The organism is Variovorax guangxiensis, from assembly GCF_003952165.1.
Lineage (GTDB): Bacteria > Pseudomonadota > Gammaproteobacteria > Burkholderiales > Burkholderiaceae_C > Variovorax > Variovorax guangxiensis.
The window spans coordinates 129,609-153,783 of sequence record NZ_RXFT01000012.1 but is presented as its reverse complement, the minus strand read 5'-3'; the positions used below and the strand labels follow the sequence as shown (position 1 = coordinate 153,783).

Sequence of the window (24,175 nt, the reverse complement as noted above, 5' to 3'; positions counted from 1 at the left end):
TCGACTGGAGCCTTTCATGACCACGACAAGCACTGCGCGCCGCCTGGACGCCAGCGCGGCCAGCATCGACAGCGCGGCGCTCCAGCATCAGCAGCAGCCCAAGGCACCGTCCCGCCCCTACGACCCGCAGTACGACCCGCTTCTGGCCCCCGACCCCGGCGCCGGCCGCGCCTACGCGCCCACCTGGTGGGTAGCGAGCGCAGGCACGCCGCCGGAGGACGACGGCCCGCTCACGCAGGACATCGATGTCGACGTGGCCGTCATCGGCTCGGGCGCGACCGGAATGTCGACAGCGCTGTACCTCGCGCAGGAGCACGGCATACAGGCCACGGTGCTCGAAGCCAACCAGGCAGCCTGGGGCTGCTCCAGCCGCAGTGGCGGCCAGGGGCAGAACGCGAGCGGCCGGCTCAAGCGCTCGCAATGGATCGAGCGCTGGGGCTTCGACACCGCGAAGAAGCTCGATGCCGAGATCCGCAGCGGCTTCGAGAACTTCCGCCACCTCACCACGCAGATCGATTGCGACGCCTGCGACGGCGGCCATCTCTATCTTGCGCACCGCAAGGAGAAGCTGCCCGTCCTCGACGCCGAGGCGCGGCTGATGCGCGAGAAGTTCGGCTACGCCACCCGCATGATGAGCGCCGATGAAGTGCGGTGCGACTACTGCGATGAGCGCGAGACGGTCGGTGCGCTGTATGAGGCTGAGGGCATCGGCATCCACCCTCTGAAGTTCACCTTCGGCCTGATGCGGCGCGCCCGCGCGCTGGGCGTGAAGGTGCACACATCGAGCCCGGTGCAGGGCTGGCAGACCATCGACGGCGTGCACCACCTGCGCACGCCCGGCGGCGTGGTGCGCGCGCGCCGCGTGGCGGTGTGCACCGGCGGCTACACGGGGCAGGCGCTCAACCCGGCGCTGAAGGACCGGATCATGCCGATCCTGTCGAACTCGGTGGTCACGCGCCCGCTGACCGATGCGGAACTGCAGGCCACCAACTTCCGATCGAAGACCTTTCTGACCGACACGCGCACGCTGCGCTTCTACTACCGGCTGCTCGAAGGCAACAGGCTGCAGATCGGCAGCCGCAGCGCAGTGAGCGGCGCCGATGCCGAGGGCGCGGTGCACCTGAAGCTGCTTACCGACGCCATCGCGCGCAAGTTCCCGCCGCTGGCGGGCATCCGCATCGACTACTCGTGGTGGGGCTGGGTCGACATGAGCCACGACATGATGCCGCGCATCACCCAGCCCGATGCGAGCAAGAGCATCTGGTACGCGGTGGGCTATGGCGGCAACGGCGTGTCGTTCTCGACCTGGGCCGGCAAGCGGCTGGCCGAGCGCGTGGCGGGCAAGGACGCCGGCCGGGAGGTGTTCGAGCTTCCCATCTACCACTCGCAGCTGCCTTTTCCCAACGTGCTGGGCGTGGTGGAGTCGCGCGCCTTCGCGCCGTTCAGGCGCATGGGGCAACGCATGCTCTACAAGTGGTACTGGCTGCGCGACGAGAAATAGGGAAAGAAGAAAGCAAGGAGAAAGGCAGCGCGGCGCACCGCCGTCGCGCATTCCCCGAAGTGGCGCACCGCCTCGCCGCACAACGGGGCAAACCCGCCCCTTCTGGCCCTGCGAGTCGCAGCGGGTTGGCTCTTCGCCGGCATGCACCCAGCGCCTATCTTCGACACAAGGCCTTCGCATCGCACCACTGCGATGAGGCCGAATCCGATTGCCTGTGTCGAACTCTCCGAGGTCCTGTCATGCAGCTTCCCCCTCCCCAGCTTCCCCTGCTCACGCGCCGCACCACCCTGCTCTCCGCAACGCTGCTGGCCGCGAGCAACCTGCTTCCGCTTTACGCCTTCGCGGCCGAAGAACCCAAGCGCGGCGGCACGCTGGTGATCGGCAGCACGCAGACGCCGCGGCACCTGAACGGCGCGGTGCAATCCGGTATCGCCACCGCCATGCCTTCCACGCAGATCTTCGCGAGCCCGCTGCGCTTCGACGACAAGTGGAACCCGCAGCCCTACCTGGCCGAATCGTGGAAGCTGGCCGAGGACGGCAAGTCGCTCACGCTCAAGCTGCGCAAGGACGCGCTCTTCCACGACGGCAAGCCCGTCACCTCGGCCGACGTGGCCTTCTCGATCATGGCCATCAAGGCCAACCATCCGTTCACCACCATGATGGGACCGGTGGAAAAGGTGGACACGCCCGATCCGTACACCGCCGTCATCCGCATGGGCGTGCCGCACCCGGCCATCGTGCTCGCGATGTCGCCCGCACTGTGCCCCATTCTTCCCAAGCACATCTACGGCGACGGGCAGGACCTGAAGAACCATCCGCGCAACACCACCGATGTGGTCGGCTCGGGCCCGTTCCGGGTGACCGAGTTCAAGCCCTCGCAGCGGATCGTGCTGGAGCGCTTCGACAAGTTCTTCCTTTCGGGCAAGCCATACCTCGACAAGGTGATCGTCAACATCACGCCCGACATGGCGAGCCTGGTGCTCGGGCTGGAGCGCGGCGATGTCCAGATGCTGCCCTTCGCCACGCTGCCCACGGACCTTAAGCGCTTCGCGAACGACCCGAGGGTGTCGCTCACGCCCAAGGGCTACGACGGCATCGGCGCGCTCAACTGGCTGGCCTTCAACACCGCGAAGAAGCCGCTTTCCGACGTGCAGGTGCGCAAGGCCATCGCCACGGCGATCGACAAGAACTTCATCGCCAAGGCGCTGATGGGCGGCTTCGCCACCGTCTCCGACGGCCCGCTGGTGGCGAACAGCCCCTTCGCCGTGCCCGACCTGGTGCGCTACCCGCTCGACCTGAAGAAGGCAGGCGAGATGCTCGACGCTGCCGGCTACAAGGCCGGCGCCAACGGCGAGCGCTTCAAGCTCACCATCGACTACCTGCCGGGCGCGGACGACCAGCAGAAGAACGTGGCCGAGTACATCCGGGGCCAGCTCAAGAAGGTAGGCATCACGGTGGAGGTGCGCGCCTCGGCCGACTTCCCGGCCTGGGCCAAGCGGCTGGCCTCGCACGACTTCGACATGTCGATGGACGTGGTCTTCAACTGGGGAGACCCGATCATCGGCGTGCACCGCACCTACCTGTCGACCAACATCAAGCCCATCGTCTGGACCAACACACAGTCTTACGCCAATCCGAAGGTGGACGAGCTGCTGAACACCGCGGGCGGGCTGATCGACCCGACGCAGCGCAAGGCCTACTACGCGACCTTCCAGAAGATCGTGACCGACGAACTGCCCATCGAGTTCATCAACCAGGTGCCGTACCACACCATTGCCAGCAAGAAGGTGGCCAATGTGCCGGTCACCATCTGGGGGCCGCTGTCGCCGCTGGACGAGGTGTACATCAAGTAGGCAGGCGGGCGCGACATCATGGGCACGCTTCGCTACGCCGCCTCGCGTCTGCTCCAGGCCCTGGGCCTGGTGCTCGCCGTGGTGGTTCTCAATTTCGTCCTGGTGCACGCCGCGCCGGGCGACCCGGTGGAAACCATCGCCGGCGCCAGCGGCGGCATGTCGCCCGAGCTGATGGCGCAGCTGCGCACGCAGTACGGGCTCGACCGGTCGCTACCCGTGCAACTGGGCGTGTACCTCGGCAAGGTGGCGCAGGGCGACCTGGGCTACTCGTACTTCTTCAACCTGCCGGTGACCAGCATGATCGCCGAGCGCGTGCCGGCCACGCTGCTGCTGGTGCTCAGCGCGGTGCTGCTGGCCTTCTTCGTGGGCACTGCCCTGGGCGTGCTCTCGTCGCGCAGGCCGAACGGGCTGCTTTCGCAGTTCATCACCGTGCTGTCGCTGGTGGGCTTCGCGGCGCCGGTGTTCTGGCTGGGGATCATGCTGGTGATATTGCTGGCCTCGGTGTTTCCGGTGCTGCCGGTGGCAGGCATGCGCTCCATCGACTCGACGGGCGGCGGCGGCTTCGCCGACATGCTCGACGTGGCGCACCACCTGGTTCTGCCCACGCTCACGCTGAGCCTGGTGTACCTCGCGCAGTACAGCCGGCTGGCGCGCTCGTCGATGCTCGACGTGCTGGGCTCCGACTTCATCCGCACCGCGCGCGCCAAGGGCCTGGCCGACCGCGTGGTGCTCTACAAGCACGCGCTGCGCAACGCGCTGCTGCCGGTGGTGACGGTGCTGGGCCTGCAGTTCGGCAACGTGCTGGCGGGCGCCATCCTGGTGGAAACGGTGTTCAACTGGCCGGGCCTGGGCCGGCTGGCCTTCGAGTCGGTGCTGCGGCGCGACTACCCGACCATCCTCGGCGTGCTGCTGTTCTCCTCCATCGTGGTGGTGGTGATGAACCAGCTCACCGACCTGTGCTACCGCTTCATCGATCCACGGATCAAAGCCTCATGAGCAAGGTGATCGCAATGCCCTCCGTTGCCGCCGCAGCCTCTTCCAGACCCGCCGTGCGCGTCGAGCACCCGGGCGTGGAAGCGATGCGCATGTTCCTGCGCAACCCGGCGGCCATCGCCGGCATGGTGATGCTACTGGCCGTGCTGCTGGTCGCGATCGCGGGGCCGTGGATCTACCCGGCCGACCCGTTCGAGATCAAGGCCGCGCCGCTCACCCCGCCCTTCAGCGAAGACGCCTGGCTCGGCAGCGACTACCTCGGCCGCGACGTGCTCACCGCGCTGATCTACGGCGGGCGCGCCACGCTGCTGGTGGGCGCGGTGGCCGCGCTGCTTTCGGTGCTGATCGGCATCACGCTGGGCGCCTTCGCGGGCTACTACGGCGGCAAGGTCGATGCCGCGCTGATGAAGCTCACCGAGTTCTTCCAGGTGCTGCCGGCGCTGCTCTTCGCGATGGTGGTGGTGACGCTGTTCTCGCCCACGCTGGTGACGGTGACGCTGGCCATCGGCATCGTGAGCTGGACCGGCACCGCGCGGCTCACGCGCGCGGAGTTCATGAAGTACCGGGGGCTGGAGTTCGTGCGCGCGGAGCGGGCCATCGGTGCGCGCGACGCACGCATCATCTGGAAGGTGATCCTGCCGAACGCGCTGCCGCCGCTGGTGGTGTCGGCAACGCTGGCCATCGGCGCGGCGATCCTGTTCGAGGCGGGGCTGTCCTTTCTCGGGCTGGGCGATCCGAACCAGATGAGCTGGGGCCTGATGATCGGCTCGAGCCGGCAGTATGTGCTCTCGTGCTGGTGGGCGGTGGCCTTCCCCGGCGCGGCCATCTTCATCACCGTGCTGGCCGTGAGCCTGATCGGCGACGGCCTGAACGATGCCCTCAACCCCAAGCTGAGGGAAAGATGAAGTCCACCCCCACGCTTGCCCACTTCGTGTGGCCGCCAACCCCCTTGAAGGGGGCAATACCTGCGGCCCGGCAAAGCCGGTTCCGCGGTATTCCCGGAAAAGACGCCACGCCGGGAATGTCCGCAGATTTGCGTGCGAAAGGTATCTCTGCATGACTTCGCCTTCCGATAGCACGCTGCTGCGCGTGCAGGACCTGCACGTGGAGTTCAAGACGCGGCGCGGACAGGCGCTGGTGCTCAACGGCGTCGACTTCGAGATTCGCGCCGGCGAAACGCTGTGCGTGGTCGGCGAGTCGGGCTGCGGCAAGAGCATGACGGCGCTGGCGCTGCTGCGGCTCATTCCGTCGCCGCCGGGGCGCATCCGCGGCGGCCGGGTGCTGTTCCAGGACGAAGACCTGGTGCAGGCCACCGATGCCCGCATGCGCGAGGTGCGCGGCAACCGCATCTCGATGATCTTCCAGGAGCCGATGACATCGCTGAACCCGGTGTTCACCGTGGGCGACCAGATCGGCGAATCGCTGCAGCTGCATGCCGGCATGAACGCGCACGCGGCGCGGCAGCGCGCCATCGAGATGCTGCGGCAGGTGGGCATTCCGGCGCCCGAGCGGCGCGTGGACGAGTACCCGCACCAGCTCTCCGGCGGCATGCGCCAGCGCGTGATGATCGCGATGGCGCTGGCCTGCAGGCCCGACATATTGATCGCCGACGAGCCCACCACCGCGCTCGACGTGACGGTGCAGGCGCAAATCTTCGACCTGCTGCGCGAGCTGCAGCGCGAGAAGGGCACGGCCATCATGCTCATCACGCACGACATGGGCGCGGTGGCCGAGATGGCCGACCGCGTGATGGTGATGTATGCCGGCCGCGTCATCGAGCAGGGCACCACCGAGCAGGTGCTGTCCGAACCCGGCCATCCCTACACGCGCGGCCTGATCGACTGCCTGCCCGAGCTGGGCAGCAGCACGGCGCAGGACGGCGACGGGCGCGAAGACCTGGCCGAGATCGCCGGCGTGGTGCCCTCGATCTGGGAGCTGGGCACCGGCTGCGCCTTCCGCGAGCGCTGCCCGCGTGCCATGCCGCGCTGCGCCGCCGAGGTGCCGCCGATGTTCGCCGTGCACGGCGAGGTCGCGGCGGGCGTGCCGCACGGCGCCGCCTGCTGGCTGCATGCCGAGGCCCACGCGGCCCAACCCGAAAGAGAGGCCGCATGACGTTCATCGGCAAGACCGACACGCTGCTTTCGGTCGACGACCTGAAGGTGCACTTTCCGCGCGGCAAGGCCGGCTGGGGCCGCACGCCCGAAATGGTGAAAGCGGTGGACGGCGTTTCCTTCGAGGTGCGCCGGGGCAGCACGCTCGCCGTGGTCGGCGAATCGGGCTCGGGCAAGACCACCACCGCGCTGGCGGTGATGCGGCTCGCGCCCGTCACATCGGGCCGCATGCAGCTGGGCGACACCGACCTGGGCGCGCTGCAGGGCGAGGCGCTGCGGCAGGCGCGCACGCGCATGCAGATCATCTTCCAGGACCCGTTCTCCTCGCTCAACCCGCGCGAGCGCGCGGGCGCCGCCGTGCGCGCGCCGCTGGACCTGATGCGGGTGGGCACGCCCGAGGAGCGCACGCGCCGCGTGGCCGAACTCTTCGAGGCGGTGGGGCTGCGGCCGGAGCAGCAGCACCTCTTTCCGCACCAGTTCTCGGGCGGTCAGCGCCAACGCATCAACATCGCGCGGGCGCTGGCCACCAACCCGGAGCTGGTGGTGTGCGACGAGCCGGTGTCGGCGCTGGACATCGCCATCCGCGCGCAGATACTGAACCTGCTGGCCCGGCTGCAGCGCGAACTGGGCCTGACCTACCTCTTCATCTCGCACGACATGGCAGTGGTGGAGCACATCTGCGACGACATCGCAGTGATGTACCTGGGCCAGATCGTCGAGCGCGCGCCGCGCCGCAGCTTCTTCGCGCGGCCGCTGCATCCGTACAGCGTGGCGCTGATGTCGGCCGTGCCCACGGTGAGCGGCGGACGCCGGCGCGCTGCCAACCGCATCAAGCTGAGCGGTGACCCGCCCAGCCCCATCGACCCGCCCAGGGGCTGCCGCTTCGCCGGGCGCTGCCCGGTGGCGGAAGCGGCCTGCGCGGCCGAACTGCCGCCGCTGCGCGAGGTCGCGCCCGATCATTGGGTACGCTGCAGGCGCGTCGACATCGTCGACGGGCTGCCGCGCCCTCCTCTTTCGATTCCGGAATCGCCATGAGCCAACAGACAGCGAACAAAACGACCACCACCGTCTACACCGCCCGCAAGATCATCACGATGAACCCGATGCAGCCGCACGCCACCCACGTGGCGGTGCGCGACGGCCGCGTGCTGGCCGTAGGCGCGCTCGCGGACATGCAGGGCTGGGGCCCGTTCACGCTCGACGAGCGCTTCGCCGGCAAGGTGGTGATGCCCGGCCTTGTCGAAGGCCACTGCCACCTGAAGGAAGGCAGCATGTGGGACTGGACGTACCTCGGCTGGTTTGACCGCCGCGACCCCGAGGGCAAGGTGTGGAGCGGCCTGCGCTCGATGGACGAAGTGGTCTCCCGCCTGTCGGAGGTGGCCGCCAAGATGACGGCCGACGGCGTGCCCGACACCGAACCGCTCGTCGCCTGGGGCTTCGATCCCATCTACTTCGGCGGCGAGCGCATGACGGTGCACCACGTCGACCGGGCCAGCAACACGCGGCCCATCGTCATCGGCCATGCCAACGGCCACCTGATGAACGTCAACAGCGCGATGCTGCGCATTGCCGAGATCACGCGCGACAACGAGGTGGAAGGCGTGGTCAGGTTCGCGGACGGCGCCGATGAAGGCGAGCCCACCGGCGAGTTGCAGGAGCCGGCCGCGATGTTCCTGGTGCTGCGCAAGATCGGCAACGCCGGCCTGCTCGCACCGATGACCGAGGCCGGCGTGCGCTCCTTCGCGCGGCTGGCCTGCCTGCAGGGCGTGACCACCGCGACCGACCTGGTCAACAAGCTCACGCCCGACGACTGCGGCGTGCTGGAGACGGTGACGGCGGACGACGGCTTCGGCGTGCGCATCCTCCCCGCGTTCCAGGCCTTCCACGGCACGCACGGTGCCGCGCAAGGCGCGGAGCATGTGAAGTGGCTGCTGCCGCGCAACACCGACCGGCTGCGCTACGGCCTTGTGAAGATGATGCTCGACGGCTCGATCCAGGGCTTCTCGGCGCGGCTGCGCTGGCCGGGCCATTTCAACGGCGCGCCCAACGGCATCTGGGTGACGGCACCCGCGCAGTACGAGACCGATTTCGAGACCTACCACCGCGCGGGCCTCACCATCCACACGCACACCAACGGCGACGAAGCGAGCGAAGTGGCCATCGACGCCATCGAGCGCGTGCTGGCGCGCGCGCCGCGGCCCGACCACCGCCACACGCTGCAGCACGGCCAGATGATCGATGCACCGCTGTTCCGCCGCATGGCCGCCCTGGGCCTGTGCGCGAACCTGTTCGCCAACCACATCTGGTACTGGGGCGACCAGCACTACGAGATGACCATGGGGCCCGACCGCGCGAACCGCCTCGACGCCTGTGGCAGCGCGCTGGCGGCGGGTGTTCCGCTGGCCATCCACTCCGACGCGCCGGTGACGCCGCTCGGGCCGCTCTTCACCGCCTGGTGCGCCGTCAACCGCATCACGCCCAAGGGCCGGCTGCTGGGCGAGGCCGAGCGCATCACCGTGCCACAGGCGCTGCGCGCCATCACGCTCGGCGCGGCATGGACGCTGAAGCTGGACGGCGAGATCGGCAGCATCGAATGCGGCAAGCGCGCCGACTTCTGCGTGCTGGAAGACGACCCGCTCGAAATGGACCCGATGGCGCTGAAGGACGCCCGCGTGTGGGGCACGGTGCTCTCGGGCCGGGTGTTCGAGGCGCAGAGAGGCCAGGGCGCGTGATGCCGGGAAGGAGGCTTCCGTTCACCGTCATCGGCGGCTTCCTCGGCGCGGGCAAGACCACGCTGCTCAACCGCTGGCTGCGCGAGGCCAAGGGCCTGCGCATGGCGGTGCTGGTGAACGACTTCGGCGCGCTCAATATCGACGCCGGACTGATCGCCGCCACGCATGGCGACACGGTGGCGCTGACCAACGGCTGCGTGTGCTGCCAGATCGGCGACGACCTGGGACGGGCGCTGGTGGACGTGATCGAGGCGAAGGCGCCCTTCGACGCGGTGGTGATCGAGGCCAGCGGAGTTTCGGACCCGTGGCGCATCGCGCAGATCGGCATGGCGGCGCCTGAGCTGAGCCTCGAGGGCGTGATCGTGATGGTGGATGCGAGCGCGGCGGCGCGGCAGTCGACGGACCCGCTGCTGGCCGACACGCTGGCGCGGCAGTTGAAATCGGCCGATCTCGTGGTGCTGAACAAGGCCGACATCGCGGCGCCTGATGCGCTGGTCGCGACGAGGTCATGGGTCGAGGCGAACGCGCCCGGAACGCCGTGCATCGAGACCACGGAAGCGGCGGTGCCGCTGGCGCTGCTGTCGGGGCTGCCGCAGCAGGCCTTGGGCACCGCTCACGCATGCGGCCCCGACTGCGATCACGGCCATCACGCACCCGACCACGGCGCACTGTTCCAGACCTGGAGCGCGCAGCCCGACGCGATGATTCCCGCGGCCGCGCTTCGCGCCTGGCTGCGCGAAATGCCGGCGGGCGTGCTGCGCCTGAAAGGCCTGCTGCGCACCGGTCATGGTGCCGTCGGCGAGGAGTGGTCGGAGGTGCAGTACGCCGGCCGCCACGGCTCGCTGCGCAAGGCGGCACCGCCCTCGGGGCTTGCCCGCGCCGGAGTGGTCGCCATCGGCCTGCATGGCCAGCTGCCTGAAAAGGCACTGAAGGAATTCTTCGTTCGCTGAGCACCGGCCGCGTTGCCCATGTTGCAATTGCACGTTTTCAACGCGCAGTTTCCGACGACATGACCTCTTCCCTGCTGATCCGCCCTCCGGTGCCAGAAGACTACGCGGCATGGAAGCCGCTCTGGGACGGCTACAACGCCTTCTACGGCCGGGAGGGCCCGAGCGCCCTCGCCGACGAGATCACGCAGGCCACCTGGCAGCGCTTCTTCGACGCCTACGAACCCGTGCATGCACTGGTCGCCGAGCGCGACGGGCAACTGGTCGGCCTCACCCACTACCTCTTTCACCGCAGCACCACCCGGCTGGAGCCGACCTGCTACCTGCAGGACCTGTTCACCCTGCCTTCCGAACGCGGCAGGGGCGTCGGCCGCCAACTGATCAGCGGTGTATACGAGCGCGTGAAGCTCGCGGGCGGCCATCGCGTGTACTGGCAGACGCACGTCACCAACACGGCGGGCCGCACGCTCTACGACAAGGTCGCGACGCACGACGGCTTCATCGTGTACGGCACGCTGGTCTGATCCGCGCTCAGTACTTGATCGTCAGACCGGCCTTCACGCCGTTGTTGGCCTTTCCATCCGACTGCACGCCCCCCGAGAACGACACATTGCCGCCGGTGCTCGCGCCCAGCGAATACGTGGGCCGGGGCATGGAGGTGTCGGTGCCGATGTAGGTGCCGCTGCCGTCGGGGCGCTGTATGCCGACGGTGGCGCCGTTGACGGTGGCCGATGTCTCGGTGGGATTGACGTTGGGGGCGACGTAGACGGAGCCCTTCTCGTCGCTGTCTACAGGCAGCTTGATGGGCTCTGCCCTCGCCGCGAAGCCGAGCATGCCCACCAGCGCAGTGGTGGCAAATATCAATCGATGCATTCCGGCGATGTTTGGCGAAGCAGCGGTTGCTGCCCGTAGGACGAAAGGAAATCCGGCGCACGGACCGTGCCGCCGGTTGCCGTCACGAGTTAACTTGTTGTTGACTTGAGTACTTGCGTACTCAAGCTCGAACCTGTGGCAATGGACCCGATCACGCTCTACGATCCATGCACGAAATCGAGCAGGAGAACGTCCCCCATGTCCATCAACGAAGTCGTCATGCCGGAGCAATTGCTGAACGCGCTGGAGGCCCAGAGCCGCACGCCCATCGCGCGCATCGGCGAGGCGCTCATCTCGCTGGGGATGGTCACGCAGGAGCAGCTTCGCGCGGGCCTGGACCGGCAGAAGCTGGACCCGATGGTGCCGCTGGGCGAGACGCTGGTGCGCATGGGCGTGGTGAGCCGGGGCCAGTTGCAGACGGCGCTGGTTCGCAAGATGGGCTATCCGCTGGTCAACCTGCATCTCTATCCGCCGGCGGCCGAGGCGCTGCGCAAGCTGCCGCACGCGGTGGCGCGGCGGCTGCAGGTCATGCCGCTGATGCTGCACGAGGGGCGGCTCATCGTCGCCATCGACGATCCGACCAGCCGGCATTCGGCGCTCGACGAGGTGGAGTTCATCGCGCAGCTGAAGGTCACGCCGGTGGTGGGCCAGTGCCTGGACCTCGACGGCGTGCTGAACGCGGTGTACGAGAAGATCGGCGAGCACACGGGCGCGGCGCCAAACCCCTTCGCGGCCCACTTCGATCCGAGCCAGCCGCTGGACTTCGACGTGGCCGGCACGAGCGAGCTGCTGCAGACGCTGGAGAAGGAAGTCGCCGCGCCGCCGGCGGCAAGCGAGGCGCCCATCGAGCAGTCCGACAACTCGCTGGTGCGCATGATCAACAGCATGATCATCGAGGCGCACCGCGAGGGCGTCTCCGACATCCACATCGAGAGCTACCCGGGCCAGGAAAAGACCCGCATCCGCTTCCGGCGCGACGGCCTGCTCCACACCTACCTGGAGCTGCCGCCGAGCTACCGCAACGCGATCGTCGCGCGCGTGAAGATCATGTGCGACCTCGACATCAGCGAGAAGCGCAACCCGCAGGACGGCAAGATCAACTTCGCGAAGTACTCGCCACAGCACCGCATCGAGCTGCGCGTGGCGACCATTCCCACCAACAACGGCCTCGAAGACGTGGTGATGCGCATCCTGGCGTCGGCCAAGCCCATTCCGATGGACCGGCTGGGCCTGTCGCCCGACAACCTCGCGCAGCTGACGAAGGCGGTCGAGCGCCCCTACGGCATGGTGCTGTGCGTGGGCCCCACGGGCTCGGGCAAGACCACCACGCTGCACTCGGCGCTGATGCACATCAACACGCCCGAGCGCAAGATCTGGACCGCGGAAGACCCGGTGGAAATCACGCAGGCCGGGCTGCGGCAGGTGCAGATCAACCCGCGCATCGACTGGACCTTCGCCAAGGCGCTGCGCGCCTTCGTGCGCGCCGACCCGGACGTGATCATGGTCGGCGAGATCCGCGACGAGGAAACCGCCAAGACCGCCATCGAGGCCTCGCTGACAGGCCATCTGGTGCTCTCGACCCTGCACACCAACAGCGCGCCCGAGACCGTCACCCGCCTGCTGGACATGGGCATGGACCCGTTCAACTTCGCCGACTCGCTGCTGGCCGTGCTCGCCCAGCGGCTGGTGCGCCGCCTGTGCACGCAGTGCACCACCGGCACGCCCGCGAGCCCCGAGGCTGTAGAGGAACTGCTGGACGACTACATGCACGCCTTCGGCCCCGAGCAGCAGCGCGACGCGGCCCAGCGCCAGGCGGTGCTGGCCGGCTGGGTGCAGCGCCATGGCCGCGACGGACGGCTGCACACCTACACCAGCAAGGGCTGCAAGCACTGCGGCGAGACCGGCTTCAAGGGCCGCGTGGGCATCCACGAGCTGATGAGCATGTCGAAGACGCTGCGGCGCCTGGTGCAGACCGGCGCGCGCGCCGAGGAGCTCCAGCAGGCCGCGTTGCAGGAAGGCATGCGCACGCTGCGCCAGGACGGCATCGAGAAGGTGCTGGCCGGGCAGACCAGCATCGAGGAAGTGCGCGCGACCAGCAACGCCTAGGCGGCCAGCCGGCGCTGCCCCGTGTCCCCGCCCGGCGCGGTCACCCGGCGCAGGCGGCGCCTTGCTGCGCCGGGTACTCCATCTCCAGCATCACCCAGTCGCGCCGCGCGTCGCCGTGGCGGCCAGCGATCTCGCACAGCGTGCGGTCGAGCTGCGGCACCGGCTTGAGCGTGGCCGACAGGGGCAGCCGGCGAGCGCCATCACTGACGCCATCGCCGGCGGAGGCGGGCCTGGCCAGCAGCACCAGTCCGCTGCGCAGCCTGACCGGGCCCGAGGCCGACACCGCCTCGACCCGCACGCGCCCGGTGCGCTCCCATGCGTCCACAGCCAGCGCGAGGGACACGTCGTCCGTGCCGTCGCGCACCTCGACGCTCCAGCGCTCGACGCGCCAGAACGCGGCCTTGTTGAGCAGGTAGGCGAAGCGCTTGCCGGCGTCGAGGCCGAAGGGCGTGCTGTCGTGCGCTGGGCTCCACGAGGCCACGCCCAGTTCGGCCGCGAGCGCGGAGGCCTTTTCGCGTCCGCCGATGGCCTCCACCAGCGCCAGCATCGCGGGCACCGACGCGGTGATGCCGGTGGTGGTGGCCACGCTGCGGTCCACCACGTAGCGCCGGTGCGGTACGTGCGTCGAGCCCGCATGGCGCTTCAGCAGCGTGCCACGGTCGTACCAGTGGCCCGCGAAGCGCCGGCCGTCGAGCAGCCCGGCCTGCCCCACCACAAGCGCGCCGGAACACACGCCGATCACCCGCGCGCCCTGCTGCGACTGCCGCCGCAGCCAGGCGGTGATCTCGGGCGCATCGTCCTTGAGCATCGCGGGGACGATCACATAGTCGGCACCCGAGGGATGCGCGCGGTCGAAGCCGGCGAAGTCCTGCGCGCCGTCCACCTGCAGCGCGGGAAACAGGTCGATGCGGCCGGCGCGCGGCGCCACGATGCGCACGTCGGCGATGTCGGCGCGCCCGAGCACCGCGTACGGCAGGAGCAGGTCGGTCATTTCGGTGCCGTCGTTGGACGCGAGCACGGCGATCACCGGCCGACTGCCGCCCGGGCTGCGAGGCTTCATCGCATCGACGAAGGCCTGCTGGTCGCGCTGGAGCGCGGCCGCATCGTCGCGCGGCGGTGGCGGCAGCGGCGCGCCGGAGGAGCAGCCCGCCAGAACGAGCACCGCCATGCCGGCGGCAACCAGCGCGCGTGAAAATGACTCCGTGAACATCGCCGTTCCTCCATGGCTGCAAGCAATGCCCTGAGACTAAGAATGCCCACCCTGCCCCACAAGGACGAAGAAGCCGCTGTTTCTGCCAGCCATGGCGCCGGCGGCGCGGTGGTGCTGCTCGCCTTCGATGGCGTCGAGGCCATCGACATCGCCGGCCCGGCCAGCGTCTTCAGCAAGGCCGAGCAGATGCGCCCCGGCACTTATCGGCTGCACATCGCGTCGCCCGCGGGCGGCAGCGTGCCCACCAACGGCGGCCTGAGCTTCGCGGGCACGCTGGCGCTGCGCGAACTGCCGGCCGCGATCGACACGCTGATCGTGGCCGGCGGCGACGAGCCCTCGGTGCGCTCTGCCATCCTCGAACAGAAGGTGAGCGAATGGATCGCAGAGGTCGCGCCGCGCGTGCGCCGCGTGGGCAGCGTATGCACCGGAGCCTTCGCGCTCGCAGCCGCCGGCCTGCTCGACGGGCGCGAGGCCACCACCCACTGGAGCGCCTGCGACATGCTGCAGCAGCTGCGCCCACGGGTGCGCGTGCAGCGCGAGCGAATCTACGTGCAGGACGGCCCGATGTGGACCTCCGCCGGCGTCACCACCGGCATCGAGCTGGCGCTGGCCCTCGTGGAAGACGACCTGGGCCATGCAGTGTCGATGGACATCGCCCGCACGCTGGCGCTGCCGATGCTGCGCGGCGGCGAGCAGCCGCAGCTGAGCCAGGCACTGGAGGCACAGGCCACGGCCAGCCACCGGCTGCGCGAGCTGGTCGCGTGGATAGGCACGCATCCGCAGGAAGACCTGTCGGTCGAGGCGATGGCAGGGCGCGTGCAGATGAGCCCGCGCAATTTCGCGCGCGCCTTCGCCACCCAGACCGGCTGCACGCCCGCGCGCTTCGTCGAGCAGACCCGCGTGGCCGCCGCCGCGCAACTGCTGCGGCAGACGGGCTGGACGCAGGAGAAGATCGCCAGCCGCAGCGGCTTCCGCTCGGTGGATGCGCTGCAGCGCGCGTTCGCGCGCCAGCACGGGGTGACGCCGCAAGGCTATCGCGACGAGGGCGCCCGCGAGGGCCGCTGAGCAGTCCGATCGCGGCGGCCGCCCTTCGCGTTCCCACTGAAGGGCAGCCCGACGGGCGAAGGCTCATGACCGGCCCCGAAAGGGCCGGATTTACCAGTTCTCGGGGATGGCGGCACTGGAAACAAAAACACACACTCGTGCAGTTTTTTTGTCTGTCTGCCGTTTCAGCGAAGGAGGAACTCATGACCATTCAGCCCAAACACGTATTCAGAAGCCTGCAGGCCGCCGCATTGCTCGCCATCGGAAGCGCCCACGCGGCAGGCTATGTGGCCGGCGCCCCGGGCAACCCGGGGCCCAACCAGCCGGGCTGGACGAGTTCCAGCGGCGGTGCCGCCGCCACGGTCCAGGGTGACGGCGCCACCGCCATCGGCGCGGGCGGCGACGGCAGCAACGGAACCGCCGGCGGAAGCGGCGGCATAGGCGGAGCCGGCGCCAGCGCGAGCGCGAACGGCGCGACGGCCATCGGCGGCGGCGGCACTGCCGGCCAGGGCTTCGCGGGTGGCACGGGCGGCGCCGGCGGCAGCGGCGCGCAGGCCTCGGCCAGCGGGGCCATCGCGGTCGGCGCGGGAGGCCAGGGCGCGGAAGGCTGCTGCGGCTTCCCCGGCACGGCCGGCGGCAGCGGCGCACAGGCATCGGGCACCTCGGCGGTCGCCATCGGCAGCGCATCGGGCACCACCCGGGGCGCGGTGGCATCGGGCAACGGCAGCACGGCGATCGGCGGCGCCTACAACGGTTCCGCCGGCGCGTCGGCGCTGGCCACCGGCGGCGTGGCCATCGGCTCGGGCAGCCAGGTCGCGGCCGGCGCTGCCAACAGCATCGCCATCGGCGCCAACTCGGTCGCCACCGCGGCGAACACGGTTTCCTTCGGCTCGGCGGGCCAGACGCGCACCCTCGTCAACGTGAGCGCGGGCGCGGTGAACGCCACCAGCACCGACGCAGTCAACGGCAGCCAGCTCCACACCGTGCAGCAGACCTCCGACACGGCCCTGGGCCTTGCGCAGAGCTCGGCGCAGTACGGCGCCGGCGGCACCGCGCTGCAGCTCAACGCCAACGGCGGCGCGGGCACCACCATCAACAACGTGGCCGCCGGCCAGGCGAGCAGCGACGCGGCCAACGTCGGCCAGGTGCAGCAGGCGCAGCAGACGGCCATCACCACCGCCAACAACTTCACCGTGCAGCAGGTCAGCGCGCTGCAGTCGCTGATGAACCAGGCCCTGTCCAGCGGCGTGTGCGCGGTGAGCGCAAGCGGCTCGGTGGCCTGCGGCCCGGGCGCGGGCGCCAGCGGCGCGGGCAGCACCTCGATGGGCACCAACGCGCAGGCCAGCGGCGAGAACACCGTGGCCGTCGGCAACGGCGCGCAGGCCAACCATGCGGGCTCGGTCGCCATCGGCGCGGGCGCGAGGGCGCTGGCCGACCCGACCACCGCCGTCGGCAACAACGCCGTGGCCACCGGCAACAACGCCGTCGCGCTGGGCGCCAACACGCTGGCCAGCGGCAACAACGCGGTGGCGCTGGGCCAGGGCTCCGTGGCCGACCGGGACAACACCGTGTCGGTCGGCAACGCAGCCACCAACCAGTTGCGCGGCATCACGAATGTCGCGCCCGGCCTGCTGGCCACCGACGCCGTCAACCTCGGCCAGCTGCAGCAGGCGGTGGCCAACGCGACCAGCCAGGCGAACGCCTTCGCCGCGCAGGGCGTCGCGGCCGCGCTGGCCATGCCGTCGATGCCGACATTGGCTGCGGGGAAGAAATGGATGGGCGCCGCCGTGGGCAACTACGCGGGCGCGTCGGGGGTGGGCGTAGCCTTCGGCTATCAGGTCAGCGACAACCTGAACCTGGGCGTGGGGGTTTCGACCGCGACCAGCAGCGGGAGCGGCAGCCGGATGGCTGCTCGGGTGCAGGCGGGGTATGCGTGGTGAGGCGCGGGTGCAGCATCGGTTGGTCGTGGGCCGGCGGCTTCAGCGAACGACGAATGCCGCATTGGCCAGCACATAGCCGACGGGCGTGAACACGCCGCCTCCCACGTATTGCAGCTCCAGCGAGTCCTGTTGCCCTCCGGAAATCGACCCGGCCGTGCCGAGGGTGGTCGAAGTGCGACGCGTGCCGAGCTGGATGGCCGAGCCCGCCTTGGCGGCGGCCACCTTCAGGCCGTCGGTGCTGCTCGCGACCGCAGTCCAGCTACCGCCGTCGCTGGTCGCGCGCCAGGTCCGGCCGCTGTCGCCGGACTCGTAGAGGCGGCCACCGCTGGTGGCGGCCACGACGTAGCGGCCGTCGGCGGACGTGGCAATGCCTCGCCAATCACGGCTGACGGTCTGCGCTTCCCATGTGGTACCCGAATCGGTGGAGAGCCAGATCGCGCCCGTGTCCACGGTGGCGTACAGGGTGCTGCCGTCCGCCGATGCCGCCACCGACCACCAGAACTGGCCGCTCGCGCGCGCGGCCCAGTTCACGCCATAGTCGGTCGAGACAAACAGCTGGGAGCCATTGGTGGCCGCCACCAGAACCCGGCCATCGGCCGAAGAGGCCACGGCGCGCCAGGCGCGGCTCGATTCACGCGCCGTCCAACTGCCACCGCCATCCGCCGAGGTCCAGATCTGCCCGAGGTAGGCGGTCGCGACCAGGCGCGACCCGTCGGCGGAACTGGCCACCGCGCTCCAGGCCCGGGACGATCCGTCGTTGGTCCAGTTGAGGCCGCCATCGGTCGAGCGGTAAAGCGCACCACCGTTGGATGCAGCGATCAGCGAGAGGCCATCGCTGGAAGAAGCGATCCCACTCCAGGGCTGTCCTATGAGGCGCGGGATCCAGGTCGCACCGGAATCATCCGAGGTGTACAGCTCGCCGCTGGTGGACACTGCCGCCAGGCGGGTGGCATCGGCGGACGAGGCAATGCCGCTCCAGCTGCCGGCGGGCGACACCGGGCGCCAGTCGAAGTCCGTTCCGCCGGGCAGGCCGCGCGTGTCGATGCGCTGCCCCGCGTTCTGCGCGATGGTCCATCCGCCGCTGCCCACCCCCACCACCTTGATCCAATCGCCCACCGTGGGCGCGGGCGGCAGCGTGAGCGTGACGCCGGTGCTCGAATTCGCCTGATAGCCGGTGTTCGACTCGGTCTGGAAACTCGAGGCGGTGACGCTGACCCAGCGCGTGTCGGCCGGCGCGGCCGCGCACACGTAGGCCGTGGCCGTGACCTCCGCGGCGTCGAGCACGCCGTTGGCGTTCAGGTCCAGCCCGGACTGCACTCGTTGACCGCCATAGGCGCAGGTGCCGCCCGGTGCTTCGGCGGCGAATGCGAGCAGGCTGTCGCGGCCATTCGACCCTACAGCACCCGCTGCGCCGGTGGCGCCCGGCGCACCGCCGCAGACGTATGCAGAACTCGTCACCTCCGCATCCTCGAGCACGTCATTTCGGTTCAGGTCCTTGCCGGCCAGCACCTGCGAGCCGCCCTGCGCGCAGTTGCTGCCGGCGGGCTCGGCCCGCATGCGCACCAGCGTGCTGAGGCCATCCGCCCCGGCGGTGGCGTTGCAGATGTACTGGGTGGACGTGACTTCGCTGTCCGCGAGCACGTGATCGTTGTCGGCGTCCAGGCCGGCCTCGACGCGTGCACCGCCCAGGGTGCAGTTGACGCCGACCGCCTCCGGCTTGATGCGCATCAGGACGGTGGATTCGCCGGATGTGCCGCCGGGCGCAGGCGCGGCGGGCTGCTGCGCGGGGGGAACGAAGAATGCCCCGCTGCCCGCACCGCCTCCGCCACCGCCACACGCGGCCAACGCCACAGCGGAAATCAGGCCTGCGGCCAGGCGGGCATTGCGAACGCAGAAGCAGGCAAGTCTGGACGAAGGCATGAGCGGGCGCGGTGAATGTACGAAGGCGCGATTTGGGTTGCACCGGCGAAATGAAACGCAACGTATTGTAAGAAAATGCCGCACAAAGTCACATCTCGACAAACCGGTAGCAGGCGTACAGAGACGTCGGCCGGCATGCCAGGAGCCCGGAACGAGGCGCTCGTTGCAACAGAACCCGCTTTTTGCCGCTGAATGGACAGGTCACGCGCCGCCGCCGGCTGCCCCCCGCCTTCTCGATCAGGGCAGATGCTTGCGCCCTCGCACGCTCTCCCGCGTCGGCCCGAAAGAGCCGAAACGAACCGGCAGGCCGCTCAGCGCCTCTGCGTGCTCCACCCACGCATGCGGCGTGGCGATGAAATGCGGCTCGTAGATCGGCTCGGCGCCTTGCAGCAACTGCGTCAGCGCCTGCTGGTGATCGAGGTCCCGCACGCCGCCCAGGGGCAGCGAAGCGATCCGCCCCGCATCGTCCGTGCGATAGCCCGCGCACCATCGCAAACCTGCCCTCTCGATGGCATCCAGGTGACTCACCGCCAGCCCGTCGAGCGTTCCCACCACATCGAGCGCATAGCGCAGCAGCACCGCATCGGGGTGCCCCCTGCGGAATGCGCCCTGCCAGCCTTCGTCGGCGTTGTGCGGTTCGGCCAGCCGCGCATCGAGCATGCGGTCGTGCGTGGGCAGCGGGCCGGGGCCATGGCGCGTGAGGTAGCTGCGCAGCACGCCCAGATGCTGGACGGCGGCGTCGATGCCGGCATCGTGCAGCACGGCTTCGACGGCGGCGGTCGAGATGGTGCTCCAGGTGGTGTGCGGATGGAAGCCGTGCCATTCGTCGAGCAGCACGCCCTGGGCGCCCTCGAAGATCACGGTGCCGGGCCGTGCGAGGCGTTCGGCGATGCGGTCGATGCTCGCGGGCGGCGATTGCGCCACGCATGGTGCGGCGGCTTCCAGCCAGCGCCGCGCAAGCGTGTCGTCGCGCAGCATGGCGATTTCCTGCGCGGCATCGGCGTGCCGCAGCGCCGGGCTGGCCGCGAACTCGTGCAGAAGCGCGGTGCGCAGCGCTTCGATCTTTTCGAATGCACGTGCAGGATCGCGCAGATCGCCATAGCGCAGCGCTTCATCGGGCGAGGCCAGCGCCTGCCGCGCGGTCTCGCCCACGCCGACGCCGCAGCTGCCGTGCGCGGCCTCGCCCCGTTCCAATTCGCGCAGGCGGCCTGCGGCCTGGTGGAACGGCGTGGTCACGCGGCAGCGCGCGTCGACGAGCAGCCGCCCGAAGGCGTCTTCCACGCCGACCCGGCGCAGCGCGGCTTCCTCCACGCGCAGCGCCGTGGGGTGCACGACCACCGGGCTCGCAAGCACGGTGCCCACGCCCGCATGGAAGCTGCCGGCGCCGAACTGCGAGAAGGTGTGGTGCCGCCCGTCGGCCAGCACGACGTTGTGCCCGGCCTGTGCGCCGCCGTTGAAGCGCACCACGGTGTGGGCGTCCAGCGCGCCGCCGAGGTGGTCGGTGAAGAGCCCCTTGCCGCAGTCCCCGAAGCCGAGGCCCAGCAGCGAGACGTAGTGCGTGCGAGCGTGCGCCGTCACACGGCTGTCAGCCGAACAGCCGCTTCCACCACGACGAGCGCGCACCGCCCGCGGCTGCCGCCACGCTGGGCGGCGCATGACGTGGCGCGCCCGGGTCGAGCAGCGCGGCATAGGCGTCGAGTGCGTGCAGCACGCCGCCCACGCGTTCCTTCTCCATGCCGGTGGCGCTCATAACGCCGGCCAGCGCTTCGAGGCTGGGCACGGCCTTCTCGGTGAGGGCGACGATGCCGGCGGCCACGGCGCAGGCGTCGTCGGGCGAGTCCATGCAGATGACGTGGTCGCCCAGCAGCTCGCGCCAGCGGCCTTCGCAGCGGCGGCGGCGCTGCGCGTCGGGGATAAGGAAGAACAGATGCGTGGTCTCGGCCGCGGCGGCGATGACTTCCTCGATGGGAATGTCCTCGTCGAGCTTCTCGCCGATGAGGCCCTCGATCTGGTGGCGCGAGACGGCCGGATAGGGTAGCTCGTCGCCCGTCACGAACAGGTAGCCGCGCTTCCTGCGCTTGACCCAGCAGTCCATGTCGGTGTGCTGCGCCATCACGTAGAAGGCGAGTTCATAGCTTTCCTCGCCGGTGCCGCCGCCACCGCCTTCCAGGTAGCTCCAGGTGAGCCACTGGTCCATGAGGTCGGCGGTCGATTCGAACTGGCCGACCTGCAGCGGTGCATGGTCGGAGTTGGCGTCGCCGATGGCCATGAACAGGAGCTGCGGGTCCGCCACGCCGCAATCGGTCAGCAGCTTCATGAAGGTGGGCAGCTCGCGGCGCGCGAGGATCTGCGGGATGTCGCCCATGGAGCCGGTCACGTCCAGCGCGAAGGCGATGCCCAGCGAGTTCGGATGGTCGGCGTTGTCGCGCGATTCGCGCACCTTGAGCCCTTGCGGGTTCATCAGCGGATGCGTGGAACGCTGCGTGAAGACTTCCGCGCCCGGTCTCGCGGCGCGGTCGGCGATGAGTGCCGTGTGGGCGGCGTGCGAGTAGTTTCCGTAGCCCATGGGTTCTGCTCCTCTGTGACTGTTGTACGTATGCCTTGCGTCAGGCGCCGGCGTGCGGTGCGAGCGCCGGATCGAAATGGACGAACCGCGGCGCACCGAAAGCTTCGCGCGAAGCCGCCGACAGCGCCTGCTCGATGCCCTGCGCGCCCAGGCGCCCGCAGGCGGCTGCGTCCTCGCTGCATTCGCGCAGCAAGGCGGCGAGAGGCGCGGGTGTGTGGGCACCAAGGCCGGGCTCGCCGGCTGCTGCGCCGTGCAGAACGGCGCGCACGGCCCAGGCCGATTGCATCAGGTCGCGCGTGACGGCCGCGTCGTGCGCCGGCCCGGTGGCCTGCTGCGCGCGCGACCAGCCGATGAGCAGCACGCCATGGTCGCGCGGATGCACGAGCGCATGCGAGGGCGACAGTTCGCGGTGCGTCCAGCCGGCGCCATGAACGAAGGCCAGCACTTCCAGCATGCGGCGCCAGATCCATACGGCGTGGCGCGGGTCGATGCCTTGCGGGTTGGCCTGCCGCACGTCTTGCAGGCTGCCCCAGAAGCCGGTCGGGTGGCGCAACACCAGCGCCTGCCGCGAGCCGTCGCTCATTGCGCTCGCCAGCCCTTCGGCCACGCCGATGGCCAGCGGCTGCGGCAGGCGGCGGGTGAAGTAGGCCGCGCCGGGCACGGAAAGATCCTGCAGGGTTTGCAGCACGGTGAATTCGCGCTGCAGCACGCCGTCTGCCGAACTCTCGCGTGCAAGCTTGAAGGTGACGCGCTCGGGCAGCGCGCCCAGTCGTTCGGCCAGCAGTACATCGCTGTGCTCGCCGGTGGCCAGCGGCGCGAGCACGCGGTAGCGACCGCCGCGCCACGCAAGAACGCGGCCGCCGGGCACGTCGGCATTGGCCCGGCGCCATGCGGCACGGAAGCTCTCGCGCTCGACGATCTCCTGGCCGCGCACCACGGTGGCACCGCAGTAGCTGCAGTTCACCGTGCGCCAACGGGCGGCGCGCGGCAATGGCGCGGAGCATTGGGGGCAGCTGAGAGCCTGCAGCGACAGCATGGCCCGCGCCCTACTCTTCCCTGGGCGGCGCGGCCGGATCGGGCGAGGCCAGCACGCGGTCGATGCGGCGGCCTTCGAGCGCGACGATCTCGAAGCACCAGCCGGCGCAGTCGATCTGCTCGCCCACCTCCGGCAGGTGGCCCGACACGGCCATCAGCAGGCCGGCCACGGTGTTGTAGAGGCCGCGCTCCTCGTCGGGCAGCTCGCGAATGCCCAGGCGCGCGCGCAGCTCCGACACGGGCATGAGGCCGTCGAGCTCCCAGAGGCCGTCGGCGCGCTGGTGCGCCCAGGCGTCGGTCTGCATGCCGGGCTGCAGCTCGCCGGTGATGGCTTCGAGCAGGTCGCGCGGCGTCATGAGGCCCTGCACCACGCCGTATTCGTCGACCACGAACACGAGCCGGCCGGCGCGGGCGCGGAACTGCTCCAGCAGCTCCATGCCGGTGAGGGTTTCGGGCACGAACACGGCGGGCGACGCCTCCTGGCCCAGCACGCCGGTATGCGCGGGGCCCAGGCGCAGCAGGTGCGCAACGCTGATCACACCGACCACGTCGTCCAGCGAATTGCGGCACACCGGATACCAGGAGTGCACCAGATTGAGCGCGCCCGCGTCGGCCACCTTCTGCAGCGCCTGCTGCACGGTGAAGGAGGCGTCGAGCCATTCGATGTCGGCGCGCGGGATCATCAGCGACGACAGGCGCCTGTCGTCGAGGTGGAACACGTTGCGCACCATCTGGTGCTCGTGCTGCTCGATGACGCCGGCGTCCACGCCCTCTTCGAGGCTGGCGGAGATTTCCTCCTCGGTCACCGAACGCGCCGCGTTGGCGTCGATGCGCAGCACCTTCAGCGTGGTGGCGGTGGCGCCCGCCAGCAGCCACACGAAGGGCTTTGCGCCCTTGGCCAGCCCGCGCATCGGACGCGACACCCAGCGCGCCACCGGCTCGGGATAGAGCTGGCCGATGCGCTTGGGCACCAGCTCGCCGAAGATGATGGTGAAGAAGGTGATGCAGGTGACCACCAGCGCGGTCGACGCGATGCTGGCCGTGCCGCGGCCCATGCCCAGCCCTTCCATCCACACGCCGAGCGGCTCGGCGAAGGCGGCCTCGCCCACGATGCCGCTGAGCATGCCGATGGAGGTGATGCCGATCTGCACCGTCGAGAGGAACTGCGTGGGCGATTCCATCAGCTTCAGCGCGGCCACCGCGCCGGCGTCTCCCGTTTCGGCCAATGCCGCGAGACGTGCGCGCCGGCTGGTGGAAAGGGCCATTTCGGACATTGCGAACAACGCGTTCAGCGTGGTCAGCAAGGCCAGGAGGAAGACATCCATGAACTGAGGGAGAGAATGG

Annotated in this window: 19 protein-coding genes; 12 read left to right on the top strand and 7 right to left on the bottom strand. The window is 69.8% G+C overall.

Annotated elements, in window-relative coordinates; genetic code table 11:
- The first annotated feature begins 16 nt into the window (after nt 1-16).
- The 9 genes from EJP67_RS24885 (at nt 17) to EJP67_RS24845 (ending at nt 10,661) form a co-directional block, all read left to right on the top strand.
- Entirely contained in the window at nt 17-1,501 is a 1,485-nt protein-coding gene (locus tag EJP67_RS24885) for an NAD(P)/FAD-dependent oxidoreductase (protein ID WP_240650775.1), read from the top strand.
- 239 nt (nt 1,502-1,740) lie between these two features.
- Nucleotides 1,741-3,354, top strand: a complete 1,614-nt coding sequence (locus tag EJP67_RS24880; RefSeq protein WP_206169554.1) for an ABC transporter substrate-binding protein — start codon at nt 1,741-1,743, stop codon at nt 3,352-3,354.
- Nucleotides 3,355-3,372: 18 nt separating this feature from the next.
- Nucleotides 3,373-4,350, top strand: coding sequence for an ABC transporter permease (locus EJP67_RS24875; protein WP_093199972.1), 978 nt, complete (start codon nt 3,373-3,375; stop codon nt 4,348-4,350).
- Complete coding sequence (locus EJP67_RS24870) at nt 4,347-5,252, top strand: ABC transporter permease (protein ID WP_126024393.1); 906 nt, start codon at nt 4,347-4,349, stop codon at nt 5,250-5,252. Before EJP67_RS24875 ends, EJP67_RS24870 begins: the two co-directional genes overlap by 4 nt.
- A gap of 151 nt (nt 5,253-5,403) precedes the next feature.
- Complete coding sequence (locus EJP67_RS24865) at nt 5,404-6,459, top strand: ABC transporter ATP-binding protein (protein ID WP_126024392.1); 1,056 nt, start codon at nt 5,404-5,406, stop codon at nt 6,457-6,459.
- On the top strand, nt 6,456-7,493 hold the full coding sequence (locus EJP67_RS24860; RefSeq protein WP_126024390.1) for an ABC transporter ATP-binding protein: 1,038 nt from the start codon (nt 6,456-6,458) through the stop codon (nt 7,491-7,493). Before EJP67_RS24865 ends, EJP67_RS24860 begins: the two co-directional genes overlap by 4 nt.
- Nucleotides 7,490-9,190: an amidohydrolase gene (locus EJP67_RS24855; protein ID WP_126024389.1), complete on the top strand. Its 1,701-nt coding sequence runs from the start codon at nt 7,490-7,492 to the stop codon at nt 9,188-9,190. The genes EJP67_RS24860 and EJP67_RS24855 overlap by 4 nt, the downstream gene beginning before the upstream one ends.
- On the top strand, nt 9,190-10,140 hold the full coding sequence (locus EJP67_RS24850) for a CobW family GTP-binding protein (protein WP_126024387.1): 951 nt from the start codon (nt 9,190-9,192) through the stop codon (nt 10,138-10,140). The genes EJP67_RS24855 and EJP67_RS24850 overlap by 1 nt, the downstream gene beginning before the upstream one ends.
- Before the next feature lie 59 nt (nt 10,141-10,199).
- Nucleotides 10,200-10,661, top strand: a complete 462-nt coding sequence (locus tag EJP67_RS24845) for a GNAT family N-acetyltransferase (protein WP_126024385.1) — start codon at nt 10,200-10,202, stop codon at nt 10,659-10,661.
- Nucleotides 10,662-10,668: 7 nt separating this feature from the next.
- Here the strand turns inward: EJP67_RS24845 and EJP67_RS24840 are convergent, their stop codons facing one another.
- On the bottom strand, nt 10,669-11,010 hold the full coding sequence (locus EJP67_RS24840; RefSeq protein WP_126024384.1) for a hypothetical protein: 342 nt from the start codon (nt 11,008-11,010) through the stop codon (nt 10,669-10,671).
- A 198-nt stretch (nt 11,011-11,208) separates the two neighbouring features.
- On the opposite strand from EJP67_RS24840, the gene EJP67_RS24835 reads away from it, so the two are divergent.
- On the top strand, nt 11,209-13,116 hold the full coding sequence (locus EJP67_RS24835) for a GspE/PulE family protein (protein WP_126024383.1): 1,908 nt from the start codon (nt 11,209-11,211) through the stop codon (nt 13,114-13,116).
- A 40-nt stretch (nt 13,117-13,156) separates the two neighbouring features.
- Here EJP67_RS24835 and EJP67_RS24830 read toward each other — a convergent pair whose 3' ends face one another.
- Entirely contained in the window at nt 13,157-14,326 is a 1,170-nt protein-coding gene (locus tag EJP67_RS24830; RefSeq protein WP_126024381.1) for a DJ-1/PfpI family protein, read from the bottom strand.
- 42 nt (nt 14,327-14,368) lie between these two features.
- Here EJP67_RS24830 and EJP67_RS24825 point away from each other — a divergent pair, with 42 nt between their 5' ends.
- Together EJP67_RS24825 and EJP67_RS24820 are read left to right on the top strand one after the other, a co-directional pair.
- Entirely contained in the window at nt 14,369-15,391 is a 1,023-nt protein-coding gene (locus EJP67_RS24825; RefSeq protein ID WP_126024379.1) for a GlxA family transcriptional regulator, read from the top strand.
- A gap of 182 nt (nt 15,392-15,573) precedes the next feature.
- Nucleotides 15,574-17,310 carry a YadA family autotransporter adhesin gene (locus tag EJP67_RS24820; RefSeq protein WP_126024378.1) on the top strand — a complete coding sequence of 579 codons (1,737 nt, stop codon included), beginning with the start codon at nt 15,574-15,576 and terminating at the stop codon, nt 17,308-17,310.
- 39 nt (nt 17,311-17,349) lie between these two features.
- Here EJP67_RS24820 and EJP67_RS24815 read toward each other — a convergent pair whose 3' ends face one another.
- The 5 genes from EJP67_RS24815 to EJP67_RS24795 form a co-directional block, all read right to left on the bottom strand.
- Nucleotides 17,350-19,230 (bottom strand): WD40/YVTN/BNR-like repeat-containing protein, encoded by a 1,881-nt coding sequence (locus EJP67_RS24815; protein WP_126024377.1) that lies wholly within the window; start codon nt 19,228-19,230, stop codon nt 17,350-17,352.
- Between the two features lie 237 nt (nt 19,231-19,467).
- Nucleotides 19,468-20,808, bottom strand: coding sequence for an adenylosuccinate synthetase (locus EJP67_RS24810; RefSeq protein WP_126024376.1), 1,341 nt, complete (start codon nt 20,806-20,808; stop codon nt 19,468-19,470).
- 7 nt (nt 20,809-20,815) lie between these two features.
- Complete coding sequence (locus EJP67_RS24805) at nt 20,816-21,796, bottom strand: VWA domain-containing protein (protein WP_126024375.1); 981 nt, start codon at nt 21,794-21,796, stop codon at nt 20,816-20,818.
- A gap of 40 nt (nt 21,797-21,836) precedes the next feature.
- Entirely contained in the window at nt 21,837-22,832 is a 996-nt protein-coding gene (locus EJP67_RS24800; RefSeq protein ID WP_126024373.1) for a serine/threonine-protein kinase, read from the bottom strand.
- A gap of 10 nt (nt 22,833-22,842) precedes the next feature.
- Nucleotides 22,843-24,156, bottom strand: coding sequence for a hemolysin family protein (locus EJP67_RS24795; RefSeq protein WP_126024372.1), 1,314 nt, complete (start codon nt 24,154-24,156; stop codon nt 22,843-22,845).
- Nucleotides 24,157-24,175 lie beyond the last annotated feature (19 nt).

Excerpts from the sequence above, each read along its gene's own strand:
- EJP67_RS24805 (WP_126024375.1), bottom strand. The coding sequence starts at position 21,796 with ATGGGCTACGGAAACTACTCGCACGCCGCCCACACGGCACTCATCGCC.
- EJP67_RS24865 (WP_126024392.1), top strand. The coding sequence starts at position 5,404 with ATGACTTCGCCTTCCGATAGCACGCTGCTGCGCGTGCAGGACCTGCAC.
- EJP67_RS24840 (WP_126024384.1), bottom strand. The coding sequence starts at position 11,010 with ATGCATCGATTGATATTTGCCACCACTGCGCTGGTGGGCATGCTCGGC.
- EJP67_RS24850 (WP_126024387.1), top strand. The coding sequence starts at position 9,190 with ATGCCGGGAAGGAGGCTTCCGTTCACCGTCATCGGCGGCTTCCTCGGC.
- EJP67_RS24860 (WP_126024390.1), top strand. The coding sequence starts at position 6,456 with ATGACGTTCATCGGCAAGACCGACACGCTGCTTTCGGTCGACGACCTG.
- EJP67_RS24830 (WP_126024381.1), bottom strand. The coding sequence starts at position 14,326 with ATGTTCACGGAGTCATTTTCACGCGCGCTGGTTGCCGCCGGCATGGCG.
- EJP67_RS24870 (WP_126024393.1), top strand. The coding sequence starts at position 4,347 with ATGAGCAAGGTGATCGCAATGCCCTCCGTTGCCGCCGCAGCCTCTTCC.
- EJP67_RS24855 (WP_126024389.1), top strand. The coding sequence starts at position 7,490 with ATGAGCCAACAGACAGCGAACAAAACGACCACCACCGTCTACACCGCC.
- EJP67_RS24825 (WP_126024379.1), top strand. The coding sequence starts at position 14,369 with ATGCCCACCCTGCCCCACAAGGACGAAGAAGCCGCTGTTTCTGCCAGC.
- EJP67_RS24800 (WP_126024373.1), bottom strand. The coding sequence starts at position 22,832 with ATGCTGTCGCTGCAGGCTCTCAGCTGCCCCCAATGCTCCGCGCCATTG.
- EJP67_RS24845 (WP_126024385.1), top strand. The coding sequence starts at position 10,200 with ATGACCTCTTCCCTGCTGATCCGCCCTCCGGTGCCAGAAGACTACGCG.
- EJP67_RS24815 (WP_126024377.1), bottom strand. The coding sequence starts at position 19,230 with ATGCCTTCGTCCAGACTTGCCTGCTTCTGCGTTCGCAATGCCCGCCTG.
- EJP67_RS24835 (WP_126024383.1), top strand. The coding sequence starts at position 11,209 with ATGTCCATCAACGAAGTCGTCATGCCGGAGCAATTGCTGAACGCGCTG.
- EJP67_RS24880 (WP_206169554.1), top strand. The coding sequence starts at position 1,741 with ATGCAGCTTCCCCCTCCCCAGCTTCCCCTGCTCACGCGCCGCACCACC.
- EJP67_RS24795 (WP_126024372.1), bottom strand. The coding sequence starts at position 24,156 with ATGGATGTCTTCCTCCTGGCCTTGCTGACCACGCTGAACGCGTTGTTC.
- EJP67_RS24820 (WP_126024378.1), top strand. The coding sequence starts at position 15,574 with ATGACCATTCAGCCCAAACACGTATTCAGAAGCCTGCAGGCCGCCGCA.
- EJP67_RS24885 (WP_240650775.1), top strand. The coding sequence starts at position 17 with ATGACCACGACAAGCACTGCGCGCCGCCTGGACGCCAGCGCGGCCAGC.
- EJP67_RS24875 (WP_093199972.1), top strand. The coding sequence starts at position 3,373 with ATGGGCACGCTTCGCTACGCCGCCTCGCGTCTGCTCCAGGCCCTGGGC.